This is a genomic window from Luteibacter yeojuensis, from assembly GCF_000964085.1.
Classification (GTDB): Bacteria; Pseudomonadota; Gammaproteobacteria; order Xanthomonadales; family Rhodanobacteraceae; genus Luteibacter; species Luteibacter yeojuensis_A.
On record NZ_JZRB01000002.1, the window covers coordinates 1 to 23,755 of the forward strand.

Here is a 23,755-nt window from a genome sequence, read left to right on the forward strand (position 1 = left end):
CGCCGCGCGCGCGGCGGCGGCCTCGACCGAATCGGCGACAAACACCTGGGAGAGCAGCGCGATGGCGGCAACCGGGCCGCGCACGTGGCCGGCGAGCGTGCCGGTGGCACCGGGGCCACCCTTCTCGCTGCCGAACAGCGCCACATCGGCCTCGCCAAGCGCGTTGAACTCGGGCACCAGCGCGGCAGGCGCATCGACCAGCACGCCATCGAGCACGCCGGCCAGCACGGTTTCCACGGCGGATTCGAAACCGGCATCGACCTGCAGCGATTCGCCGAGGCGGCGGGCATCGGCCAGGCCCAGCCGCTTCAGCCAGCCCGTGGCGGCGGATTCTTCCTGGCCCAGCGCGGCGGTCTGCAGGGCTTCGAGCGAGGCCTGGCGGCCGCGGGCGGCCTGCAGCTGCTGGCGCGCGTCGTTGAGCGCCGACTGCACCTGTCGCTCGTCGTCGAGCACGCGCTCGTAGGCCACCTTATGCTGGTCGAGTACGCCGCCGAGCTGCTCCACGCGCTCGCGCTGGGTATCGTGTTCGGTATCGAGCTGCTCGGCCGCCGCATCGAGCGCGGCCACGTCGGTGGCCTTCTGCTCGGCCTCGAGCGCCTCGCGACGGCGCGCAAGGTCGACCGCCTGGCGGTCGAGGTAGGCGAGCTTGGTGCGTTCCACTTCCGCGGCACGGGTGGATTCGGACGCGCCACGGGTGTGGGTATCCCAGCGCTGCTGCCAGTCGGCCAGGCGTGATTCGGTGGCGCGCTGCGCCTCGCCCGTCTCGTCCTGGATCTGCTGCAGCGATTCGAGCTTCGGTTCGCCCTCGGCCAGCGCCATGCGCAGGGTTTCCACCTGCTCGCGGTCGGCGTCGATATGGCCCTGCAGTTCGCCGAATTCGCGGTCGGCGTCGGCCTTGGAACGGGTGAGCCGCTCGGTGAGGTCGCGGTTGTGGCGCACCTGCTGCTCGACGCGGGCGATCTCGGCGCCCACCTTGTAGACCTCGGCCTGCACCTGGTTGAGGTGCTCGGCGGCGCCCTGGTGGCGCTCGCGCACGGTTTCCATCTGCGCCTCGACCTGGCGCTGCGTGGCCGTGTGCTTTTCAATCTCGATTTCGTACTCGCGCAGCCCCGAGCCTTCGCCCTGGCGCTGGCGGTCGAGCGTGCGGTATTCCAGTGCGCGCAACTCCGCCTCGCGGCGGGTCTGCTCTTCCTTGAAGCCCTTCCAGCGCTCGGCGGCGCGGGCCTGGCGGTTCAGGTGGTCGAGCTGCTTTTCCACCTCGTCGCGCACGTCGCGGACGCGGTCGAGGTTCTCACGGGTGGACTTGATGCGGCTCTCGGTTTCCTTGCGGCGCTCCTTGTACTTGGAGATGCCGGCGGCTTCCTCGAGGTGGGTGCGCAGTTCTTCCGGCGCCGCCTCGATGATCTGGCTGATCATGCCCTGCTCGATGATCGAGTAGGAACGCGGGCCAAGCCCGGTGCCGAGGAACAGGTCGGTGATGTCGCGACGGCGGCAGCGCGCGCCATTGAGGTAGTACGACGACTGGCCGTCGCGGCTGACCACGCGCTTGACCGAGATCTCGGCGAAGCTGGCGTACTCGCCCTGGATGGTGCCGTCGCCATTGTCGAAGATGAGCTCAACGGCGGCCTGGCCCACCGGCTTGCGGGCGCTGGAGCCCGAGAAGATGACATCGGTGAGCGAATCACCACGCAGGCGGCTGGCCGCCGACTCGCCCATGACCCAGCGGATGGCGTCGATGATGTTCGACTTGCCGCAGCCGTTTGGGCCGACGACGCCGGTCATGTTGGTGGGCAGGTGCAGCGTGGTGGGGTCCACGAAGGACTTGAATCCCGCCAGCTTGATCGTGGTCAGACGCATGTTGGGTTCCGTTGGGACGCGACAGCCACCCCTTTGGCTGTTGGCCGATCACTTTGCCAAAGGGGGCTTCCGGGCGCAATGCGCGAAATGACACGAGGATAATAACGTAAGTCACTGATTGTGTGAGCGCGCTTGCGCGCGATGGCTTTTGGGAGGAGCTATCGCGCGCAAGCGCGCTCCCACAAGGGCTCCCACGAAGGCTTTATTCGCCCGGTGCCTTGGCGTCGATCGACAGGGCGTGGATCCCGTTGGGCATCATGTCGCCGAGGGCCTCGTAGACCATGCGGTGGCGCTGGATGGGGTTCTTGCCCGCGAAGGCCGTGCTGACGATGCGGGCAAAGAAATGGCCCTTGCCCTCGCCCGCGTGGCCGGCATGCTTGTGGCCCTCGTCGATCACGTCGAGCTCGGAGGGCACCAGCGCCTCGGTGAGGCGCTGGCGGATCATCGCGACCTTCTCGGCGGTCACGGCAGGGTCACGCGGAACGGACGGACCGTCACTTCCTTGTAGACGCCACCGGCGACGTAGGGGTCGGCATCGGCCCAGGCCTTCGCGGCTTCCAGGCTTTCGAACTCGGCAATGATGAGGCTGCCGCTGAAGCCGGCTTCGCCCGGGTCTTCCGCGTCGATGGCGGGGAATGGGCCGGCCAGCTTCAGGCGGCCTTCTTCCTTCAGGGCCGACAGGCGCGCCACGTGGGCCGGGCGGGCCGCGACGCGGTTGGCCAGCGAGTTCGGGTGGTCGATACCGGTGATGGCATAGAACATGGGATCAGGCCTCGGGGCGCATGGTCGGGAAGAGGAGCACGTCGCGGATGGACGACGAGCCGGTAAGCAGCATTACGAGGCGGTCGATGCCGACGCCCAGGCCGCCGGTGGGCGGCAGGCCCACTTCAAGCGCGCGGATGTAGTCGGCGTCGAAGTGCATGGCCTCGTCGTCGCCGGCGTCCTTCGCGTCCACCTGGGCCTGGAAGCGCGCGGCCTGGTCTTCGGAGTCGTTGAGCTCGGAGAAGCCGTTGGCAAGTTCCTTGCCGTTGACGAACAGCTCGAAGCGGTCGGTGATGCCCTTGTCGGTGTCGCTCTCGCGAGCCAGCGGCGAGACTTCCACCGGGTGGTCGGTAATAAACGTGGGCTGGACCAGGGTGTGCTCCACCGTGGCCTCGAAAACCTCGAGCAGCAGCTTGCCCCACCCGTAGCCCGGCTTCACCTGGATGCCCAGGCGGCTGGCATGGGCCGCCATGGCGTCGCGGTCGCGCAACTCGCCCGGCTTGATCTCGGGATTGAGCTCAAGCACGGCGTCCTCCATGCGCCAGCGGCGGAACGCCGGGCCCACGTCGACCGTGGCCCCATCCCACTCGATGACCGTGCTTCCGATCACATCGGTGGCGGCCGAACGGATGAGGCCCTCGGTGAGGTCCATGATCTCGTGGTACGTGGCGTACGCCTGGTACAGCTCGAGCATGGTGAACTCGGGGTTGTGCCGCGTGGACACGCCCTCGTTGCGGAAATTGCGATTGATCTCGTAGACGCGGTCGAAGCCGCCCACGGTGAGGCGCTTGAGGTAGAGCTCGGGCGCCACGCGCAGGAACAGCGGAATATCCAGCGCATTGTGGTGCGTGGTGAACGGGCGCGCCGTGGCACCGCCGGGGATCACGTGCATCATGGGCGTTTCCACCTCCATGAAGCGGCGCGGCGCGGCCTCGAGCCAGCGGCGCACGTGGCTGACGATCTTCGAACGCAGCTGGAAGGTACGGCGGGCTTCTTCGGTGACGATGAGGTCGACGTAGCGCTGGCGATAACGCTGCTCCACGTCGGCCATGCCATGGTGTTTATCGGGCAGGCCGCGCAGCGACTTGGTGAGCAGGCGCAGGCCGTCGACCTTCACCGAGAGCTCGCCCGTCTTCGTGCGCATGAGCACGCCGGTGGCGCCGACGATGTCGCCCAGGTCCCAGCGCTTGAACGCGTTGTACGTATCCTCGCCCACCGTGCCCTGGTGGATGAAGAGCTGGATGCGGCCGGTGCCGTCCTGCAGGGTGACGAAGCTGACCTTGCCCTGCCCGCGGCTGAGCAGGATGCGCCCGGCGATGGCCACCTGGCGCGGCGCGGCTTCGATGGCCTCGGCAGTCCAGGTGTCCTTGTCCTCGAACTCGCACTGCAGGTCGCCCGCGAAGCTGTCGACCTTGAAGTCGTTCGGGAACGCGATGCCCTGCTCGCGCAGCGCTTTCAGTTTCTCGCGGCGCTCGGCAATCAGTCGGTTCTCGTCGGAAGGGCCGGGCGGATTGTCGCGGGTATCGTCTGTCATGGCTTCGCTTGGGTGTCATTCGGGGGAACGGGGGCGCCCATGCGCCCCCGCGTGTGGCGGCATTACGCGTCGACGCGTTTCGAACCGGCTTCCAGGCCCGCCTTCAGGCTTGCTTCGACGAACTCGTCGAGGTCGCCATCGAGCACTTTTTGCGTGTCGGAGCGTTCGATGCCCGTACGCAGGTCCTTGATGCGGGACTGGTCGAGCACGTAGTTGCGGATCTGGCTGCCCCAGCCGATGTCGGACTTGGAGGCCTCCAGCGCATCCTTCTCGGCGTTGCGCTTCTGCACTTCCAGCTCGTACAGCTTCGCCTTCAGCATCTTCATCGCGCGGTCGCGGTTGGCATGCTGGCTGCGCTCGGTCTGGCAGGCCACCACGGTGTTGGTGGGCACGTGCGTGATGCGGACGGCCGATTCGGTCTTGTTGACGTGCTGGCCGCCGGCGCCGGACGAGCGGTACACGTCGGTGCGCAGGTCGGCCGGGTTGATGTCGATCTCGATGTCATCATCGACTTCGGGCGACACGAACACGGAGGTGAAGCTGGTATGGCGGCGGTTGTCGGAATCGAACGGGCTCTTGCGCACGAGGCGGTGCACGCCGATCTCGGTTTTCAGCCAGCCGTAGGCGTAATCGCCCTCGACGCGGAACGTGGCCGACTTGATGCCCGCCACTTCGCCGCCGCTGACTTCCATCAGTTCGGCCTTCCAGCCACGCGACTCGGCCCAGCGCAGGTACATGCGCAGCAGGATTTCGGCCCAATCCTGGGCCTCGGTGCCACCGGCGCCGGCCTGGATATCGACGAACGCGGGCGCGGCGTCGAGCTTGCCCGAGAACATGCGCTGGAACTCGAGCTTGCTGATGCGGGCGTCGACCTTGTTCACATCGTCGGCCACGGACTGCACGGTGGCCTCGTCGCCATCGGCGGCGGCCAATTCCAGCAGTTCCTTCGCATCGTCCAGCGCGGCGGTCATCTCTTCGATGCCGGTGACGATGGTGTCGAGCTGGGCGCGTTCGCGGCCGAGCTCCTGGGCGCGCTTGGGGTCGTCCCACACGGTGGGGCTCTCAAGCTCGCGGTTGACCTCTTCTAGCCGTTCTTTCTTGACGGCGTAGTCAAAGATACCCCCTAAGCGACTCGACGCGGCCCTTGAGGTCCGCGATCTGCGCGAGGATCGGATTGGTCTCGATCATGGATTTTGCCTGTTGTGGCCGAACGGTTTCGTGCGGCGTTAACAGGTGAGTGTAGCAAAAGCGGGGATGGGTGGCGGCCCCGCCGTCAGGCGGGCAAGGCCTGCTGGTGCACCCCGCGCACGGCGCGGCCCGAGGGATCGGCCGCCGCCGCGAACGACGGGTCCCAGGCCAGGGCGGCCGGGGAACTGCAGGCGATGGATTTGCCGCCGGGCACCGTGGCGGCGCAGGCCTCGCCGGGGAAGTGCTTCTCGAAGATCGTGCGGTAGAAGAAGGCTTCCTTGGTGGCCGGCGTGTTTACCGGGAAACGGGCGGCCGCGGCGGCGAATTCGCGGTCGCTGACCATGGCCTCGGCGTGGGCCTTCAGGCCGTCGATCCAGCCGTACCCTACCCCGTCGCTGAACTGCTCCTTTTGCCGCCACAGGATCGAGTCGGGCAACGCGCCCTCGAACGCCTCGCGGAGGATCCCTTTCTCGATGCCCTTGCGGGCCACCATCTTGGCTTCCGCGTCGAAGGCCATGGCGGCTTCGAGGAACTCGGTATCGAGGAACGGCACGCGGGCCTCGACGCCCCAGGCGGCCATCGACTTGTTCGCGCGCAGGCAGTCGTAGTAGTGCAGCGCATCCAGCTTGCGCACCGTTTCCTCATGGAATTCGCGGGCGTTAGGCGCCTTGTGGAAGTACAGGTAGCCGCCGAACACCTCGTCGGAGCCCTCGCCCGAAAGCACCATCTTCACCCCCATGGCCTTGATGCGCCGCGCGAGCAGGAACATCGGCGTGGAGGCGCGGATGGTGGTGACATCGTACGTTTCGATATGGCGGATCACTTCCGGCAGCGCGTCCAGGCCTTCCTCGAAGGTATAGACGAAGCCGTGGTGCACGGTGCCGAGCGCCTCGGCGGCCACCTCCGCGGCTTTCAGGTCGGGTGAGCCTTCGAGGCCGATGGCGAAGGAATGCAGGCGCGGCCACCACGCTTCACCACGGTCATCGTCCTCCACGCGGCGGCGAGCGAACCCCGCGGCCACGGCGGCGACCAGCGACGAATCCAGGCCGCCCGACAGCAGCACGCCGTACGGCACGTCGGTCATCATCTGGCGGTGCACGGCGGCTTCGAACGCGGTGCGCAGATCCTTCGGAGCGAGCACCTTGCCGGCGGTCGCGTCATAGTCACGCCAGGCCGGCACCCAGTAGCGCGTCGTCTCGCCCGTGGCGCTGTCGTGGACGTGGCCCGGCGGGAACGGGGCCACGTCGGCGCACACGCCCACCAGCGACTTCATTTCCGAGGCGACGCACAGGCGCCCCTGGCGGTCGTGGCCCCAGTACAGCGGGCACACGCCGACGGGGTCGCGGGCGATGAGCACCCGGCCCTTCGCGGCATCCCAGAGGGCGAAGGCGAAGATGCCGTTGAGCTTGCCGAGGAAATCCGCGCCGTGCTCGCGGTAGAGGGCGTTGATGACTTCGCAGTCCGAGCCCGTGGTGAAGGCGTAATCGCTGGCGGCGCGCAGTTCGCGATGGTTGTAGATCTCGCCGTTGACAGCCAGCGCCAGCTCGCCGTCCGTCGAGCGTAGCGGCTGGGCGCCGCTGGCCGGGTCGACGATGGCCAGGCGCTCGTGCACGAGGATGGCGCCCTCGCCCAGGTACACGCCACTCCAGTCCGGCCCGCGATGGCGTTGCCGCTGCGAAAGCTCCATGGCCTGCGTGCGCAGCGCCTGGCGGTCGTCGCCGGCCGCGAGGCCGAACATTCCGAAGATCGAACACATGGGCCTTGCTCCTTGGTACCGAGGGTTGGAAATGCGCAAAGAAAAAGGCCCGCCTGGGAGGGCGGGCCTTTCGTGTGATCCGGTGGTTTCAGTTGCAACCGCCTACACGCCGACCCTCCCGAATGAACGGGCATTATTATTGTTGGCGTTATTGGCGTTGAAACGGGTCATGGCTCGACTAAACCATGATTTCCGATGCGATGCAACAGGAAAAAACCCATGTAGGAGCCCGCTTGCGGGCGACAGCTTCTCGCGAAGAGCAACAAGGCCCGTGGCGTTATCTCAAAAGATGTCGCCCGCGAGCGGGCTCCTACAGGGCTGCAAGCTTCTCTACAGTTTTTCGATACATGTCGGCGGCGCGGTCTTCGATGACGTGCGCGCCACCGCGCACACGCCACTCGCCGCCCACCATCACGTCGCGCACCAGCGGCGTGTTGCCTGCGAACAGGAAGGTATCGATCACGTCGGCCTCGTCGCGCGCCGCGAGCAACGGCGAGCGATCGTCGAGCACCAGCAGGTCGGCGCGTGCGCCCTGCCCCAGCCTGCCGATGTCGGCGCCCGCGGCACGCGCGCCGCCCGCCAGCGCGCGCTGCCAGAGCGCGACGCCGGTGCTCTCCTCCGGCTTGCGCGAGGCTACGTTGCGGTGGCGGGTGACCAGGCGCTGGCCATATTCCAGCCAGCGCAGTTCTTCCACGGGCGATACCGAAATATGCGAATCGGACCCAATGCCCAGGGTGCCACCGGCATCGATGAAATCGGCGAGCGGAAACAGCCCGTCGCCGAGGTTCGCTTCGGTCGTGGGGCAAAGGCCGGCGACGGCACCACTCGCGGCGATGCGCTTCGTTTCATGGCCCGTGAGGTGCGTGGCATGGACCAGGGTCCAGCGTTGGTCCACATCGGCATGGTCAAGCAGCCACTCGACGGGGCGCGCGCCGCGCACCGCGAGGCAATCCTGCACTTCGCCGATCTGTTCCGCGATGTGGATGTGGATGGGCAGGCCCTTCGACACACCGGTCGCTAGCAGCGCGCGCATGGCGCCCACGGGCACGGCGCGCAGCGAATGCAGCGCGATGCCCACCTTGAGCATGTCGTGCTGCATCGGCACCAGCCGCTCCAGCAGCGTGATGTACTGGCCCACGTCGTGGCGGAAGCGCCGCTGGCGCTCGTTTAACGGGCGGCCATCGAAGCCGCCGGTCATGTAGAGCACGGGCAGAAGGGTGAGGCCGATGCCGGCGTCCTTCGCCGCCTCGATGAGCGCCAGGGACATGGCTGCTGGGTCCGCATACGGCGTGCCGCCCGGCCCGTGGTGCAGGTAATGGAATTCGCAGACCTGGGTGTACCCGGCCTTTACCATCTCGACATAGAGCTGGGTGGCGATGGCCTTCAGGTCATCGGGGTCGATGGCCTCGGCGAAGGCGTACATGGTTTCGCGCCAGGTCCAGAAGCTGTCCTCGCCCGGGCCGCGGCGCTCGGCCAGGCCGGCCATGGCGCGCTGGAACGCGTGCGAATGCAGGTTGGGCATGCCCGGCAGCACGAAACGGCCGATGCGCTCGCCGGCGTCGCCGTTGGGCGCGGCGAAGCGGCCCGCCCTGACGGCGAGCCCCGCCTCGGCCCAGGCACCGTCGGCCCAGAGGAAATCGGCGGTGAAATGCGTCTGCGACATATAAAAACCTATGTAGGAGCGCGCTTGCGCGCGATGGGGTGCGCGACAAGGTCCCATCGCGCGCAAGCGCGCTCCCACAGGATTCATGCCGGCCGTTTCGCACAGGATAGCCTGCCGATATGAACGGCTTCACATACCGGGGGCATAATGGGGGGATGAACGAGACCGCTCCCGCCCAGAACCCGAAGCTCACCCTGCGCCTGGCGCGCCCTGCGGATGTCCCTGAGCTGGTGGCACTCACCGCGCGCGTCTATACCGCCGAGTGGGGCCATTCGGCCGAGATGCTACAGGGCCAGCAGAACAACTTCCCGGAAGGCCAGTTCGTCGTCGAGTACGAGGGCCACATCGTGGGTTTTTGCGCCACGTTCCGCATCAACGAGGCGGTGGCCCTCGCCCCGCACACGTGGATGCAGGTCACGGGCGGCGGCTTTGCCTCGCGCCACGACCCCAAAGGCGACTGGCTGTACGGCATGGAGGTGGTGGTGCACCCCGACTACCGCGGCATGCGCATTGGCCAGCGCCTCTACCAGGCCCGCAAGCGCCTGTGCACCGACCTGAAACTGCGCGGCATCGTGTTCGGTGGCCGCATCCCGGGGCTGTCGCGCGCCATCGGCCGCTACGGTAGCGCCGAGGCCTACGTGCAGGCCGTGGTCGATGGCAGCCGCCGCGACCCCACGCTGAGCTTCCAGCTGCGCAACGGGTTCGAAGTGCTGGGCCTGCTGCGCGAGTACGTGCCTTCCGACCACGAATCGCTGGGCTACGCCGCTCACCTGGCCTGGCGCAACCCGCACCTGCACGACCACCCCGATACACCCCGCGTCTCGCACAGCCACCGCCTGCCCGATTCGGTGCGCGTGGCCTCGGTGCAGTACCAGCAGCGCCGCATCACGTCGTTCGCGGAGTTCGCCACGCAGGTGGAATACTTCGTCGACATCGCGGCGGATTACGACGCCGACTTCGTCGTGTTCCCCGAGCTGATCACGCTGCAGCTGCTTTCCATCGAGAACGCCGAGCTTTCGCCGGTGGATTCCATCCGCCGCCTCTCGGAGTACTCCGACGAGGTGAAGGCGCTGTTCCACCGCCTGGCCGTGCATTTCAACATCAACATCATCGGTGGCTCCCACCCCACGCGCCAGCCCAACGGCGATATCCACAACGTCTGCTACGTGGCCCTGCGCGACGGCTCGCTGCACGAGCGCGAGAAGCTGCACCCCACGCCCAGCGAAAAGAACGTGTGGAACATCACCGGCGGGGATTCCGCGGCCACGATCCAGACCGACTGCGGCCCCATCGGCGTCATGATCTGCTACGACTCCGAGTTCCCCGAGGTGGCGCGCCACCTCACCGACCAGGGCGCGCTCATCCTGTTCGTGCCGTTCTGCACCGATGTGCGCGAAGGCTACCTGCGCGTGCGCTACTGCTCGCAGGCCCGCGCCATCGAGAACCAGTGCTACGTGGTGCTATCGGGCAATGTCGGCAACCTGCCCGGCGTCAACAATTTCGACATCCAGTACGGGCAGAGCTGCATCCTCACGCCCAGCGACTTCCCGTTCGCCCGCGACGGCATCGCCGCGGACGCCACGCCGAACATCGAAACGGTGCTGTTCGCCGACCTGCGCCTGGAAAACCTGGCACGCGCCCGCAACTCGGGTGCCGTGCAGAACCTGAAAGACCGCCGCTACGACCTTTACCAGGTGCGCTGGACGCGGACAACGGAAACCAAGTGACCGAGATCCCAGGGGAAGGCGCGCCCGTATCGCGCTTCGAACGCCTGCGCCGCCATGAACTGATGTCGCCGACCGAATGGCGGCGGCGCATCCTGTTCTGGGCAGGCGCCATCATCGTCGGCCTCGCCGCGGTGTTCTTCGCCAAGGCCGCCGACTACGCGTTCGAGTTGTTCCGCGGCGTGGCGGCGCACGGTTGGTGGGTGCCGCTGCTCATCACGCCCGCCACGTTCGCCCTGCTCTGCTGGCTCACCCAGGGCGCGCTGAAAGCCACGCGCGGCTCGGGCATCCCCCAGGCCATCGCGGCGCTGAAGGTGGAGGACGAGGGCTTTCGCTCGCGCCTGCTCTCGCTGAAGGTGGCCGGCGGCAAGATGGCGCTGACGCTGGCCGCGCTGCTGGGCGGTGCCTCGGTAGGCCGTGAGGGCCCCACGGTGCATGTCGGTGCGGGGCTGTTGTATTCCATGGGCCGGCGCTTCGGCTTTGCCGACCCCGCCGCCGCGGGCCGCTTCATCCTGGCCGGCTCCGCCGCGGGCCTGGCCGCCGCGTTCAACACGCCGCTGGCGGGCGTGGTGTTCGCCATCGAGGAAATGTCGGGCACGTTCGAACACCGCATGAGCGGCACCCTGCTCACCGCCGTCATCGTGGCGGGCGTGGTGTCGCTGGGTGTCGTCGGCAACTATGCCTACTTCGGCGACATCACCGCCGCGCTGCCGCTGGGCAAGGCGTGGATCGCCGTACTGCTCACCGGCGCCGTCGGCGGCCTCGCTGGCGGGCTGTTCGCACGCCTGATCATCCCGTCGGCCCTCGGCTTCCGCGGGGCGCTTGCGCGGCTGCGCGGCAGGCAGCCGGTGGTGTTCGCCGCCTGCTGCGGGCTCGCCCTGGTGTTGCTCAGCCTCATGAGCGCGAACGGGCTCTACGGCACCGGCTATGCGCAGGCACGGGCCATCCTCGAGGGCCATGGCGATACCGGCCCCCTGTTCGGCGTGCTCAAGTTCCTCGGCAACATCGCCTCGTCGTGGGCCGGCATCCCCGGCGGCATTTTCTCGCCGGCCCTGGCCGTCGGCGCGGGCCTCGGCGGCAACATCGCCCACCTGCTGCCCGGCGCCGACGCGTCCGCGGTGGTGCTCCTCGGCATGGCCGCGTACCTCTCCGGCGTCACCCAGGCACCGCTGACCGCCGCGGTCATCTCGCTCGAACTCACCGCGAACCACCAGATGGCCCTGCCGATCATGGCCGCCTGCCTGCTGGCCCGCGCGGTCTCGGGCCTGGTCTGCCGGGTGCCCGTATACAAGGCGCTGGCGGATAACCTCGTCGCCCAGTACGAAGAGGAGCGCGCGCGCCGCGAGCCCCCGCCCGCCACGGAACCCGCCACGCCATGACCGCCGACACCCGCTGGGATCACCTGCTGCTCGAAGCTGGCCTCGCCACGCTGGCCGACAACGGCACGCCGTACGGCGCCATCGCCGATGGTGCGCTGGGCATCAAGGCGGGCCGCATCGTTTTCGTGGGCGCGCGCGCCGACCTGCCTGGCGACCCGCATGCGCTCGCGCACCGGGTCGAATCCCTGCACGGCACGTGGATCACGCCGGGCCTCGTCGATTGCCACACGCACCTCGTTTTCGGCGGCGACCGCGCGCAGGAATTCGAGATGCGCCTCGAAGGCGCCACGTACGAAGACATCGCCCGCGCGGGCGGCGGCATCGTCTCCAGCGTCCGCGCCACGCGCAGCGCCAGCGAAGACGAGCTTTTCGCCCAGTCGCTGCCGCGCGCGCAGGCCTTGCTGGCCGATGGCGTCACCACGCTCGAGATCAAATCCGGCTACGGCCTTGAGCCCGAGGCCGAGCGCCGCATGCTGCGCGTGGCCCGCCGCATCGGCGTGGCGCTCGGCATCGACGTGCGCACCAGCTTTCTCGGCATGCATGCGCTGCCGCCGGAATACGCGGGGCGCCGCGACGAGTACGTGGCCCTCGTGTGCGACACCATGCTGCCCTCGCTGGCGGACGAATCCCTGGTCGATGCCGTGGATGCATTCTGCGAGGGCATCGGCTTCAGCCACGCTGAAACCGAGCGGCTGTTCAAGAAAGCCAGCGAACTCGGCCTGCCGGTGAAACTGCACGCCGAGCAGCTTTCCGATCTCGGCGGCGCGGCCCTGGTCGCCCGCTACAACGGCCTCTCGGCCGACCACCTCGAGTGGACGAGTGAGGAAGGGATCCAGGCCATGGCCGCGGCGGGCACCGTCGCCGTGCTGCTGCCCGGCGCCTATTACGCCCTGCGCGATACGCGGCCACCGCCCATCGCGGGCTTTCGCGACCACGGCGTGGCCATGGCCGTCGCCACCGACCTGAACCCGGGTACATCACCCCTGCTGTCGCTGCGCCTGGCCATGGGCATGGCGTGCACGCTGTTCCGCCTGACGCCCGAGGAGGCGCTGCGCGGTGCCACACTGCACGCCGCGAAAGCACTGGGCCTCGACGACCGCGGCACGCTCGCCGTGGGCCAGCGCGCCGACCTGGCGGTATGGAACGTGCGCCACCTGCCCGAGCTCTGCTACTGGATCGGCGGCGGCCTGTTGCGCGAAACGTGGGTAGCGGGCGAGCGCCTCGCCACCTGAGAAACTTCGTAGGTTCTTTTCCGAATCCTTCCATCGATCCGCTGGCGAGGGTTGCCTAACATCAACGGAATCAGACGCGCCCGCCACGGCGCGCCCCAGGAAGCCCGTTGAACGTCCCATCGTCCCATCGCAAGGCGCCCCCACGCGCCTGCCTTCTTGCGCCCGTTTTCAGCGCATGCGTACTGCTGGGCGCATGCGCTGATGACCGCAAGGCCCGCGCTGCCATGGCGGCGGAACAAGCGCAACAACGGCGCGATGTACTGCGGATGGTCGATGCGATGGAAACGGCGCCTGATGGCATCGCGCCCGCGCCGTCGGTGGCGCTGCCGCCTTCCCTCGCGCCGGTGAAACGCCACGACGAACGAACGGTCGGCGCCGCCGCGCCTGCACGCGGGTATCGCGACCTGGCCCAGGGGGTGGCGGCCACCAGTGTGGCGGCCGTCGCGCTGACGGTGGCGTTGCTGGCATGGCGCCGCCACAAACGCCGCAGGTTGGCCGCCACGCCGTCGCCGGTTTCCATCGCGGCGCGGTTCGCCGAACCCGTACTACCGCAAGGCCCTGCGCATGGCCCCGCACCTGCACCGCCCCCCGGCCCCGAGCCCCTCGTCCCACCGGAAGACCCCGCCATGGCCAACCCGCCCGCCGCCGACTGGACCTACCAGCGCACGGCCTTCGAAGCCCCCAGCGTGCAGCTCACGCTGGAACCCGTCGACCTGCTTCCCCGGCAGCGCGCCGCGCCATTGCCGCGCGGCTTGCTGGAGCGCCTTCACTCGCCGGGTGAAACGGCCACGCTGTACCTCAGCGGCACGCGCGACCACCCCACGCTGCGCCATGTCGGCCTGCACCGCGACGACTTCGCGCACTGGGAAAACGTGCTGCGCGAGTACCTCGATGCGGGCGGCGAAGAAGGCCATCTCGCGCGGTGGCTGCTGCCGATGCTGCTATGTCAGCGGGCACCCTACGTTGGGCGAAGGGAGGCGGCGGCGCACATCGAAGAAGCCATCATGCTGTGCGACATCGCGCTCGACGACGCTGGCGCTGGCGATGGCGAACGGCCGTGGTGGCGCGCGCAGCAACTGCGCATGCAGCTCGCGCGGATCGCGCGGTTGTCGGGTGCCACGCGCCTGCTCGCCCTGCGCGACCTGGGCAGTGATGCCGACGACCACGACGCGCCCGCGCTCGATGCATGGGTGGACGTGCACCTCGCCTGGTCGGGTTGGCTGATGAGTGTGGCCGCGCGCGCCCGTCTCGACATCGCCGACGATGTCTGCGCTCGCCTGGCCGTGCACGACGAGCCGCACGCAGCACGGCGCCGCGCCGAAGTGATGATGCGCCGCGCCGCCCTGGCCAAGGGCGAGCCACGCCTCGCCCTGCTCGACCACGCCCACTCGCTACGCGACGCGGCACTCGCCGGCGGCGAAGACCCCGCCACGTTGTTGCTCTTCGCACGCTGCTCGCATGAGCGGGCGACGCTACTTCCACCGGGCGACGCTGCCGAAGCGTGCGCGTTCGCACTGGCCCACGCATTCGCCGCCGGTGAGCACCCGGCGTGGCGCATCGAATCCCTTGAGCTGCGGCTTGCCATCCAGCTCACCCACGACGCGTTGCCCGGCCAGGCCGCCACGGGGGACGTCGCCACGTTGCTCCGCCGCGAACTCGCCGACGCACGCGCCCTCTTCCGCACGAGAACCGCATGACCCGCGCCAAACCCCCTTCCCTCCTCAGCACCCGTTATGGCCTGTGTGCCCCGACACCCGGCGACCTGCCGGCCACCCGCTCGCTGCAGCTCTACGGCGAATGGGCCGAAGGCGAAACAGACCTGCTCAGCGGCCTCATCACGGATGGCCACCACATCGTCGAGGTGGGCGGTGATTTCGCCGCGCACACCTTGTGGCTGGCCCGCGCCGTGGGCGAGACCGGCGTCGTCCACGTCGTGGAACCGCGGCGCCTGCCGTTCCAGCAGCTCTGCGCCAACGTGGCGCTGAACCAGCTCGGCAACGTCCACGCGCACCACGCGTGGTTCGGCCCCGGCAGCGGCATGCGCGACCTCGATGGCGAAGCCGTGCGCACCGCCACGCTCGACAGCCTGGCGCTGCCTGCGCTGCATCTGCTCAAGGTGAACCTGGGCAACGCGCTCGTGGATGCGCTGGAAAGTGCGAAGGCCACGATCGACAGTTATCGTCCGCTCGTCTACAGCCGTCTCAGCGGCGTCGATACCGCCGAGGCGGAGGTGCAGGCCCTCAAGTCGCGCGGCTACCGTGTCTGGTCGCACACGCCTGCTCTGTACAACCCGGAGAACCACGCCGGCGCGTCGCGCAACGTGTTCCCCGGCATCCTCGCCTGCAACGTCGTCGCAGCGCACACTGAGAGCGGCGTCGACTTCGACCACCTCGCCGAGCTGTGACCTATATCGTTTGGCCTAAGTAGTTTTTCGCATCCGGGCGACGCCGGAGCGCGTATGTCTCTAGGCCTGCCACGGGAAGGGCGGGCCGATCAGGGGGGTCGAAGGGCGATCCGGGGGTGAAAACACGCTGGCCCGCACGCGGTGCGAGCCAGCGCGCCCGTCGCGCGTCGACGAAACATCGGGAGTACCTGCGTACCAGGTTCCGCGGGCCCCATGGCCCGCGGCCTATCCGATCGATTCGACGTGAGGAACCAACCGTGAAGATGACCTTGACCTGCCTCGCCGCGGCGATGGCACTGCTACCCGCGCTGGCCGCGGCATCGAGCCACCGGGAAGCGCCCTTCATCGCCACGCAGCCGCAGGTGGATGCGAGCGATTTCTACATGTTCATGAGCTACGAGGCGAACCGCCCCGGCTACGTCACCCTGCTCGCCAACTACGACCCGATGCAGGACGCATACAGCGGCCCGAATTTCCACTTCCTGGACGACAACGCCGTCTACGACTTCCACATCGACAGCACCGGAAGGGGCAAGTCGGACCTGACGTTCCGTTTCCACTTCAATAACCGCAACAAGGACCTGACGGTGCCCGCCGGTGGCGTCAACCAGGCGCAGCCGCTGCTGAACATCGGGCCCGTGAGCGCAACGGACCAGTCCAACCTCAACCGCACCGAGACCTACTCGGTGGAGGTGATGAAGGGCGAGTCACCCCTGTGGCGCGGACAGGCGCTGACGAACGCGGCAAGCGGCTCCGGCGTGTTCACCAAGCCCGTCGACAACATCGGCAACAAGTCGATCGCAAACTACGAGGCGTATGCGGGCAACTACGTCTACAACGTGAAGATCCCGGGTTGCGCGGCGCCGGGGCGCGTGTTCGCCGGCCAGCGCAAGGATGGCTTCGTCGCCGACCTGGGCGCCATCTTCGATCTCGTCAACCTCAACCCGCTTGGCCCGCGCGATGGCACGCCCAACGCGCTCACGCGCAAGAACGTCACCACGCTCGCGCTCGAGATCCCGGCGACGTGCCTGGGCGCCACGGCGAAGCAAACGATCATCGGCGGCTGGACCACGGCGAGCCAGCCGCGGTATCGGGTACTCAACAACAACGACGCGCCCTTCAGCTTCGCCGACCTCGTGCAGGTGTCGCGCCTGGGTTCGCCGCTGGTGAACGAGCTGGTCATCGGCCTGAAAGACAAGGACCGCTTCAACGCGAGCCAGCCGTCGCGTGACAAGCAATTCCTCAGCTATGTGACGAACCCCACCGTGCCGGTGCTGGTCAACGCTTTGTTCGGGGTGCCGCCGCCGCACACGCCGAGGAATGACCTGGTCAGTGTCTTCCTCACGGGCGTCGCCGGGCTCAACCAGCCGGCCAACGTGGTGCCTGCCGAGGAGCTGCGGCTGAACACGTCGATCGCACCGACGCCACCCGCCTCCCAGAACGACCTTGGCGTGCTCGGCAACGACCTGGCGGGATTCCCGAACGGGCGGCGCCCATACGACGACGTGGTGGACATCGCCTTGCGCGCCGAGGAAGGCGCGTTGTGCAGCACCGCCATCGGCACGTGCGGCGACCAGACCGCCGATCCGAACAACGGCGCGCCGCTCACGGATGGCGCCCGTGCCGCGGGCGCGACGGCGGCAACGTCAACGGTGAGCGGCAGCGTCTCGGCCGCGGATACGTACCTTGACCACTTCCCGTACCTCAACACCCCGGTACCTGGGTCGGTGAACGCGTCGATGGCGGCGCAGTAGGAAGCGCGGGGCGCATGGAGCACCTCTCGCCAGCACGATGCGGGGCAGCCAGGCGACCCTGGCTGCCCCGCCTGCTGATCGCCTTCATGGCATGCGGCGCGTGCATGGCGCGCGCCCAGGACGCTACACCGTACGTGCCTGCGCGCGACGACGTGGTATTGCAGCGCGTACCGCCGCGCACCGACCCGCGCGTGCGCCAGTTCGACACGCTCCGCGCTGCCGTGGCGGCCAAACCTGGTGACGTGGCCGTCGCCGTCGCACTGGCCCATGCCTACATCGACTACGGCCGCTCCACCGGGGATGCCCGATACCTCGGTCGCGCGATGGCGGTGATCGAGCCGTTCATGCGTACGGCGACGCCGCCGGTGCCCGTGGCGCTCGCCCACGCCACCATCCTGCAAAGCCGCCATGCGTTCAATGAGGCGCGCGCCGAACTCGAAGCCGTGCTGCGCCGTGACCCCGACAGCGCGCAGGGTTGGCTCACCCTCGCCAGCGTCGCCATGGTGCAGGGCGACTACGCGGCCGCGAACCATGCCTGCGTGCAGCTCGCCAATGCCGCGGGTGGCTTCATGGGCCAGGTGTGCAGCGCATCGCTGCGCTCACTGGACGGCCATGCCCCACAGGCCTATGCGCTGCTCACGATGATCGAAGACCCCGGCCCCCGCGCGCCGCCGGATATCCGCGCCTGGATCGAGGGGCTCATGGCCGATACCGCTGCGCGCATGGGCAAGCCCGATGTGGCCGACGGCCATTTCCGCAGCGCGCTGCGCTGGGCGCCGGGCGACAACTTCCTCCTCGCCGACTACGGTGAGTTCCTGCTCGACCAGGGGCGCGCCGCCGAAGCGCTGACCCTCGTCGCCGGCGACACCCAGTCGGATACCTCGTTCCTCGTGCGTGTTCGCGCGGAAGCGATGCTGGGCCTTCCGGCGGCCGCCATCGATACGGCCACGATGGACGCGCGCTTTGCCGACATGGCACGCCGCGGCGACCACCTCTTCCTGCGCGAGCAGGCCGACTTCCTGTTGCATATCCACCACGATGCAGCGGCGGCGCTGGCACTGGCCGAGCTGAACTGGAAGACCCAGCGCGCACCGAAGGATGCCCGGGTCTTCCTGGAAGCCGCACTCGCGGCGGGCCAGCCCAGGGCCGCTGCGCCCGTCATCGCGTTCGTTGCCGCGAGCGGCATGTCAGACCCGACCATCGACCCACTCGTCGCCAAAGTGAAGGCCCAGCCATGAGGCGCGTGATGTGCGCCGTCGCTACGCTGCTGGCGTTGGCCATGGCAACCAGCGTCTCGGCGCACAAGGAAAGCGACGCCTACCTCACGCTTCGCACCGACCCGACGGATACGCACCGCATGCGAGGGCAATGGGACATCGCCCTGCGCGACCTCGACTACGCCATCGGCATCGATGGCAACCATGATGGCAACATCACGTGGGGTGAGCTGAAAGCGCGCCGCGAAGCGGTGGAACGCTATGCGCTGGGCCATCTCGCCGTGCAAGGCGATGGCCTGGTCTGCACGCTGGAGCCCACGGGCCAGGCCGTGGACGAGCACACCGACGGAACCTACGCGGTGATCCTGTTCGACGCCGTGTGCGACAAGAACATACCCAGCCGGCTGACAGTGACCTATACCCTGATGTACGACATCGACCCCTACCACCGGGGCATCGTGACCCTGCACGCCGGCACGCGCACGGCGGGCGCCGCGCTCGGCCCCTCCCGCCCCAGCGCCAGCCTCGACATGCGCGAGCCCGACCGCTGGGGTGAATTCACCAGCTTCCTCGTGGACGGCATCTGGCACATCTGGAGCGGCATTGACCATATCCTCTTCCTGCTATCGCTGCTGTTCCCCGCGGTGCTGCTGCGGACGGACGGCTGGGTACCCGTCGAACGCTTCTGGACCGCCTGCCTGGACGTGGTGAAGATCGTCACTGCCTTCAGCGTGTCGCACTCCATCACGCTGTCGCTCGCCGTGCTCGGCTTCGTCCACGTGCCATCGCGGCTGGTGGAATCCGGCATTGCGCTCTCGGTGCTGGTCGCCGCGCTGAACAACATCGTGCCGCTGGTGCATCGGCGCGCGTGGCTGGTCGCCTTTGCATTCGGCCTGGTGCATGGCTTGGGCTTCGCCAGCGCGCTGACTGGCCTGCAGCTGCCACCGGGTGCCATGGCGGCGTCGCTCGGCGGCTTCAGCGTGGGCGTGGAAATCGGGCAGGAAGCCATCGTGCTGGCTTTCCTTCCCATCGCCTTCGCGCTGAGGAAAACGCGGTTCTATCGTCGCGGCCTGCTGCGCTGGGGCTCGTGGACCATCGCGGCCATCGCGCTGGGATGGTTCATCGAGCGAGCGTTCGACATCACGCTGCCTTGGTTCTCGGTGCTGATGCCGAATTGAGCTACAGCGTAATGCCGAGGGTGAGCCGGTATTCGCGCGGCTCGCCGGGGTGCACCGTGACGCCGTCGGCCACGACGGGAGCGGTGGGTGTCACGCGGTAGTCCTGGGCGTAGGCGATATCGAAGTAGCGCCGATTGAACGTGTTGAGCACGTCCAGGGTCAGCGCCACGCGTGGAGTGATGTCGCGTCGCACGCGCAGGTTCGTAACAACCGCCGGCGGCGCGCGCAGGGTGCCATCCTGGGAAAGCGGGTATCCGCCAACGTAGAGCATATCGACGTTGGCGGACCACGGCCCCACGCGCCGCAGCGACACACCGAGCGAAGCAACCCTGCCGACAGCGTTGGGGATCTGGTCGCCGGCTTCATCGTTGGCGCCGTCATGCGCGTAGCGTGCGTGGGTGATGGCGAGGTCGGCGTCAATGAGGACGTAAGTGCCGAGGGCGAGGTGGTTGTTCCATTCCACGCCGTGGCGCCGGCTCGCGCCGTTGATTTCGGTGCCGCCCGAATCCGCGCCGTAGACCAGTTCCGAATCGCTGTCGAGCCGCCACAACGCAAGCGAACTCTGCAGGCCCGGGATGAGTTCCGAGCGCATGCCCACTTCGTAACCCCTGCTTCCCGCCAGCGCGGGTGCACGCTCGACGGGCTCGCCCGTAGAGGCGTCGAACCGACTGACCACCCCGCGCGCGTCATTGCTGTGGAAGCCACCACCCGCGCTGGCGAAGAACTCCGTGCGCTGCCACGGCCCGAAAACGAACAGCAGCTTGGGCGACACCCTGTGGTCGTTCGCCGAGCCGCTGTTCGGCGCATAGGCGTGCGAGCGCACATCCATGGCCACGGCATCGGCGCGCACCCCCACGATGCTGCGGAACCAGGGCGCCCATGCCGTTTCTTCCTGAACGAAAACACCTGCCTGGGTCTCGCCCACCCCGTTATCGCTTACCGTGGCGAAGGCCTGGCGAGCCTGGGAGTCGTAGAGCGACACATGAATCTGGTCATGCCGGGCCTGCCCGCCCACGTCGACGCTTGTGTCGCGACCAAACCATCCCGTATTCCATCGCTTGACCAGGGCCCCGCCGAACAGGCTCCGTGCGTCGCGCTGATTGAACTGGTCGCCGCGGACCGGGTCGTCCTCGACGTACGTGAAGTTCGACCACAGCTGCAGGCGGTAATGCTCCACGTATGCGGATGCCTCGACGCTGCCCTGCGCATCGCTGGCATGCCATTCGCCGGATAACACGGCGCGTGCCGTGCGGCCGCCATCGGTCGGGTCCAACGCGCAGTACCGGCACAGGGCACCCGAGTCGATGAGTTCAAGGGGGACCTGGTCGGTCGAGTTCCAGCGCGCGGCATAGCCCTGCACATCCATCGTCCAGCCGCGCGCCGCATCGCCGCTGCTCGCTCGCAGCAAGCCATTGAGCTTACGCATGCGGTCGGGGTGGCGCCACGGGCCGTCCTCCTGCATGGATTCGAGTGCGCCGAGCAGGACGGGCCCCTGCGCCAGCGTCGTCGACCCAGCCAGCAGCGCCCGGCGGTAACCGTCGCTACCGGTGGTCACGTTGAGGAGGGGCGCGGGCAACACGGTGCGATAGCGCACGTCGGCCGAGCCCGCCGACGAAAAATCGCCATTGCCGGCGAAATAAGGGCCCTTGCGGTAGTCGATGCGCTCGACAAGCTCAGGGATCAGGAAGTTGATGTCGCTGTAGCCCTGGCCATGCCCGTTGGTGGGCATATTCACCGGCACCCCGTCGACGCGGGTGGCGAAGTCCGTGCCGTGGTCGAGGTTGTAGCCGCGCAGGAAGTACTGGTTGGCCTTGCCCTCGCCCGAATGCTGGGTCACCACGAGCCCGGGGATGGCCTCGAGGATCTCGCCTGGGCGGCGCACGGGGATGTCCTGCAGCAGGGTACCCAGCACGACGCCTTGCGATGCCGCGTCGGACTTGCCCACGCCGTTGTCGTAGTGGCCCTGCACCGCGACGGGCGCAAGCTCGGTGGCGTCCTGCGCCACCACGACCGCCGGCCCGCCGACCATGGCGGCGCACGCGATCGACACGACACCCCGCACGCCGGAAAACCACCCCATGGCATGGTCCACCCCCGCCGCCCACGCGGCGCCATGGAAGAGATACGGCGCCGATGGGATCGCAGATGCACGGGCATAAAAAAAGGCCCGCCGAAGCGAGCCTTTTTTCGTCCTGCAGGAAAGCCTTAGGCCTTCTTGCGGGCCGGAGCCTTCTTCGCGGCTGCCTTGGCGGCGGCCGGCTTGGCCACGGCGGCGCCGGTCACGATGTCGACGTGCGGACGGGCATTGCCGTAGCTGGAACGGTAGATCTTGCCGCGACGGGTGCGGCGGTCGCCCTTGCCCATGGGAAACTCCTTAATTCTGGAAGTGAAGTGGTACGGCCGGCCATCGTAGCAGCGGCCCGTAAAAGCGCAAGGGTGGCCGTTCAGTGAACGTGACGGCCGTTGGGGCCACAGCCCTCCAGCTCGTCGGGGCACGGGCCGGGATCGAACTGGACGGTGGCGTGGCCTACCCGCCAGCGCTCGCTCAGCATGGTCTTGATGGCGATGAGAACGCGGCCCTGGTCGGCGCCCTCGACCAGCTCGGCGTGCAGCGTGGCCATGCGCGAACCGGCGGTGACCTGCCACACATGCACGTGGTGTACGCCCACGATGGCCGGGTCGGCGCCCTGCAGGGCCGCCTGCACCTCGTTCAGGTGGACACCCTCGGGCGTGCCCTCGAGCAGGATGTGGCTGGTACGGCGCAGGAGCATCCAGGCGCTGCGCAGGATCAGCAGCGAGACCAGCACCGAAAGGACGGGATCGGCCCACAGCCAGCCGAGCCAGCGCACGGCCAGCGCCGCCAGCACGGCGGCCACGGAACCGAGCAGGTCGCCGAGCACATGCAGGCTAGCGCCCGCGATGTTCACGTCATCCGGGTCGTGGCCGTGCAAGGTACGCAGCACGACCACGTTGGCGATGAGGCCCGCGATGGCGACGCCCAGCATGACGCCGGAAAGGATGGGCTGCGGGCTGGAAAGCCGCTGCACGGCTTCGACGACGATGAAGATCACCAGCGCGAACTGGGTGAGCGCGTTGACGAAGCCGGCGAGCACCTCGATGCGGCCGTAGCCATAGGAACGGCGCGAATCGGCCGGCCGGGCCGCGAAGCGCGCGCCAAGGAACGCGAGCAGCAGCGCCAGTGCGTCGACCAGCATGTGGCCCGCATCGGCCAGCAACGCCAGCGAGCCAGAAAACAGGCCACCCGCGGCTTCGGCCACGAGCATGGCGGTGGTGAGCACGAACGCGAACAACAGCTTCCGCTCGCTGCTGCCAGCGAGGTGGTCGTGGGCGTGGTCGTGGCCATGCGCGTGGTCGTGCGCATGGTCATGCGCGTGGGCGTGGTGGTCGTGGGCCATGGTGTGGAAGGCTAGGCAATGCGCCCGCGGTTACACAATCACGGGTGGACGCAGGTGGGGCCGTGGACGTGCCCCGCATGGCCACTGCGGTCGACGCGCAGGTTCACGAAATGCGCCGCGGCGACCAGCAAGCCGCCACACGTGACGAGCACGCTGTGCACCAGCAGCGAGCCGCTGTGGAGGAACGTGACGCCGAGCACAAGCAGGAGCAAGCCGGGGATGGCGAACGCGAACGGCAGGCGGCGGCGATGGCGACGGTATCCGGAAATGAGCGCCGCCGACGCCAGCACGCAGGCAAACGACACGAACACCTCTTCGAACCGGTGGCTGGCAAGGAAGGACAAGCCGAGCAATGGCAGCACCGCGATGACGAACGGCAGCAGCGCGCAGTGGATGGCACACAGGAACGAGGCCATGGCACCCAGGCGGTCGGCGACATGCCACCAGCGGCGACGGGTTTCCAGAGCGGGGGCAGGTTCGGTCATGGCGTGCATAGCGTGAGGTCTGGAACCGTTCGAGGCAAGAGATGATACTTTATAACATACTGACCATACCAGCCCCGTCCCCGCCCTGACGATTCACGCTTCACGGTTCACGCTTCACCGAGCCGCTCGTGACTTCTTGCATAAGCGCAACATCCTGCTGATACTTTATAACATCACATCGAAGTCACCACGGAGCTCCACCCAAG

Annotated in this window: 19 protein-coding genes; 8 read left to right on the forward strand and 11 right to left on the reverse strand. The window is 68.1% G+C overall.

The genetic code is table 11. The features are described from left to right. From VI08_RS00880 to VI08_RS00910, 7 genes are all read right to left on the reverse strand, one after another. On the reverse strand, positions 1-1,857 hold a 1,857-nt coding region (locus tag VI08_RS00880), incomplete at its 3' end, for an AAA family ATPase (RefSeq protein WP_045827657.1). Positions 1,858-2,059: 202 nt separating this feature from the next. Continuing rightward, positions 2,060-2,302 (reverse strand): BolA family protein, encoded by a 243-nt coding sequence (locus VI08_RS00885; RefSeq protein WP_045827740.1) that lies wholly within the window; start codon positions 2,300-2,302, stop codon positions 2,060-2,062. A gap of 17 nt (positions 2,303-2,319) precedes the next feature. Next, on the reverse strand, positions 2,320-2,619 hold the full coding sequence (locus VI08_RS00890) for a YciI family protein (RefSeq protein WP_045827658.1): 300 nt from the start codon (positions 2,617-2,619) through the stop codon (positions 2,320-2,322). Positions 2,620-2,623: 4 nt separating this feature from the next. Then, positions 2,624-4,153: a lysine--tRNA ligase gene (gene lysS / locus VI08_RS00895; protein ID WP_045827659.1), complete on the reverse strand. Its 1,530-nt coding sequence runs from the start codon at positions 4,151-4,153 to the stop codon at positions 2,624-2,626. Between the two features lie 62 nt (positions 4,154-4,215). Next, positions 4,216-5,341, reverse strand: a protein-coding gene (prfB, locus tag VI08_RS00900; protein ID WP_157006193.1) for a peptide chain release factor 2 whose coding sequence is annotated in 2 segments (ribosomal slippage) — positions 4,216-5,265 and positions 5,267-5,341 — 1,125 coding nt in all. Because the reading frame shifts where the segments join, the coding sequence is not laid out codon by codon here. An 85-nt stretch (positions 5,342-5,426) separates the two neighbouring features. Then, positions 5,427-7,097: an asparagine synthase B gene (gene asnB, locus VI08_RS00905; protein ID WP_045827660.1), complete on the reverse strand. Its 1,671-nt coding sequence runs from the start codon at positions 7,095-7,097 to the stop codon at positions 5,427-5,429. Between the two features lie 310 nt (positions 7,098-7,407). Next, a complete protein-coding gene (locus VI08_RS00910; protein ID WP_045827661.1) occupies positions 7,408-8,760 on the reverse strand; it encodes a formimidoylglutamate deiminase in 1,353 nt (450 codons plus the stop codon). A gap of 155 nt (positions 8,761-8,915) precedes the next feature. Between VI08_RS00910 and VI08_RS00915 the strand changes: the two genes are divergently transcribed. The 8 genes from VI08_RS00915 to VI08_RS00950 all read left to right on the forward strand — a co-directional run bounded on the left by VI08_RS00915 (position 8,916) and on the right by VI08_RS00950 (position 19,648). Next, complete coding sequence (locus VI08_RS00915; RefSeq protein ID WP_045827662.1) at positions 8,916-10,487, forward strand: bifunctional GNAT family N-acetyltransferase/carbon-nitrogen hydrolase family protein; 1,572 nt, start codon at positions 8,916-8,918, stop codon at positions 10,485-10,487. Positions 10,488-10,549: 62 nt separating this feature from the next. After that, positions 10,550-11,863, forward strand: coding sequence for a chloride channel protein (locus VI08_RS00920; protein ID WP_045827742.1), 1,314 nt, complete (start codon positions 10,550-10,552; stop codon positions 11,861-11,863). Beyond that, the gene (gene hutI / locus VI08_RS00925) at positions 11,860-13,095 is read left to right on the forward strand and encodes an imidazolonepropionase (protein WP_045827663.1); all 1,236 of its coding nucleotides are present in this window, start codon (positions 11,860-11,862) and stop codon (positions 13,093-13,095) included. The genes VI08_RS00920 and hutI overlap by 4 nt, the downstream gene beginning before the upstream one ends. A 224-nt stretch (positions 13,096-13,319) precedes the next feature. After that, positions 13,320-14,792, forward strand: coding sequence for a hypothetical protein (locus tag VI08_RS00930; RefSeq protein WP_157006196.1), 1,473 nt, complete (start codon positions 13,320-13,322; stop codon positions 14,790-14,792). Beyond that, positions 14,789-15,499, forward strand: a complete 711-nt coding sequence (locus VI08_RS00935; RefSeq protein ID WP_045827665.1) for a hypothetical protein — start codon at positions 14,789-14,791, stop codon at positions 15,497-15,499. The genes VI08_RS00930 and VI08_RS00935 overlap by 4 nt, the downstream gene beginning before the upstream one ends. Before the next feature lie 263 nt (positions 15,500-15,762). Beyond that, a complete protein-coding gene (locus tag VI08_RS00940) occupies positions 15,763-17,253 on the forward strand; it encodes a DUF4331 domain-containing protein (protein ID WP_045827666.1) in 1,491 nt (496 codons plus the stop codon). Positions 17,254-17,357: 104 nt separating this feature from the next. Beyond that, positions 17,358-18,491: a hypothetical protein gene (locus tag VI08_RS00945; protein WP_052697603.1), complete on the forward strand. Its 1,134-nt coding sequence runs from the start codon at positions 17,358-17,360 to the stop codon at positions 18,489-18,491. Between the two features lie 8 nt (positions 18,492-18,499). After that, entirely contained in the window at positions 18,500-19,648 is a 1,149-nt protein-coding gene (locus tag VI08_RS00950; protein WP_198148807.1) for a HupE/UreJ family protein, read from the forward strand. Position 19,649: 1 nt separating this feature from the next. On the opposite strand, the gene VI08_RS00955 is transcribed toward VI08_RS00950, so the two are convergent. The 4 genes from VI08_RS00955 to VI08_RS00965 form a co-directional block, all read right to left on the reverse strand. Continuing rightward, the gene (locus VI08_RS00955) at positions 19,650-21,728 is read right to left on the reverse strand and encodes a TonB-dependent receptor (protein WP_052697604.1); all 2,079 of its coding nucleotides are present in this window, start codon (positions 21,726-21,728) and stop codon (positions 19,650-19,652) included. Between the two features lie 125 nt (positions 21,729-21,853). Further along, entirely contained in the window at positions 21,854-22,012 is a 159-nt protein-coding gene (locus tag VI08_RS21100; protein ID WP_084621150.1) for a 30S ribosomal protein THX, read from the reverse strand. 80 nt (positions 22,013-22,092) lie between these two features. Then, entirely contained in the window at positions 22,093-23,064 is a 972-nt protein-coding gene (locus tag VI08_RS00960; protein ID WP_045827669.1) for a cation diffusion facilitator family transporter, read from the reverse strand. Between the two features lie 38 nt (positions 23,065-23,102). Further along, complete coding sequence (locus VI08_RS00965; RefSeq protein ID WP_045827744.1) at positions 23,103-23,549, reverse strand: MerC domain-containing protein; 447 nt, start codon at positions 23,547-23,549, stop codon at positions 23,103-23,105. Positions 23,550-23,755: the final 206 nt, after the last annotated feature.

Bases quoted from the DNA above. Each gene is read 5' to 3' on its own strand.
- VI08_RS00915 (WP_045827662.1), top strand. From the start codon at position 8,916: ATGAACGAGACCGCTCCCGCCCAGAACCCGAAGCTCACCCTGCGCCTG.
- hutI (WP_045827663.1), top strand. From the start codon at position 11,860: ATGACCGCCGACACCCGCTGGGATCACCTGCTGCTCGAAGCTGGCCTC.
- VI08_RS00940 (WP_045827666.1), top strand. From the start codon at position 15,763: ATGACCTTGACCTGCCTCGCCGCGGCGATGGCACTGCTACCCGCGCTG.
- lysS (WP_045827659.1), bottom strand. From the start codon at position 4,153: ATGACAGACGATACCCGCGACAATCCGCCCGGCCCTTCCGACGAGAAC.
- VI08_RS00930 (WP_157006196.1), top strand. From the start codon at position 13,320: ATGGCGGCGGAACAAGCGCAACAACGGCGCGATGTACTGCGGATGGTC.
- VI08_RS00965 (WP_045827744.1), bottom strand. From the start codon at position 23,549: ATGACCGAACCTGCCCCCGCTCTGGAAACCCGTCGCCGCTGGTGGCAT.
- VI08_RS00890 (WP_045827658.1), bottom strand. From the start codon at position 2,619: ATGTTCTATGCCATCACCGGTATCGACCACCCGAACTCGCTGGCCAAC.
- VI08_RS00945 (WP_052697603.1), top strand. From the start codon at position 17,358: ATGGCGCGCGCCCAGGACGCTACACCGTACGTGCCTGCGCGCGACGAC.
- VI08_RS00955 (WP_052697604.1), bottom strand. From the start codon at position 21,728: ATGGGGTGGTTTTCCGGCGTGCGGGGTGTCGTGTCGATCGCGTGCGCC.
- VI08_RS21100 (WP_084621150.1), bottom strand. From the start codon at position 22,012: ATGGGCAAGGGCGACCGCCGCACCCGTCGCGGCAAGATCTACCGTTCC.
- VI08_RS00935 (WP_045827665.1), top strand. From the start codon at position 14,789: ATGACCCGCGCCAAACCCCCTTCCCTCCTCAGCACCCGTTATGGCCTG.
- asnB (WP_045827660.1), bottom strand. From the start codon at position 7,097: ATGTGTTCGATCTTCGGAATGTTCGGCCTCGCGGCCGGCGACGACCGC.
- VI08_RS00910 (WP_045827661.1), bottom strand. From the start codon at position 8,760: ATGTCGCAGACGCATTTCACCGCCGATTTCCTCTGGGCCGACGGTGCC.
- VI08_RS00920 (WP_045827742.1), top strand. From the start codon at position 10,550: ATGTCGCCGACCGAATGGCGGCGGCGCATCCTGTTCTGGGCAGGCGCC.
- VI08_RS00885 (WP_045827740.1), bottom strand. From the start codon at position 2,302: ATGATCCGCCAGCGCCTCACCGAGGCGCTGGTGCCCTCCGAGCTCGAC.
- VI08_RS00960 (WP_045827669.1), bottom strand. From the start codon at position 23,064: ATGGCCCACGACCACCACGCCCACGCGCATGACCATGCGCACGACCAC.
- VI08_RS00950 (WP_198148807.1), top strand. From the start codon at position 18,500: ATGTGCGCCGTCGCTACGCTGCTGGCGTTGGCCATGGCAACCAGCGTC.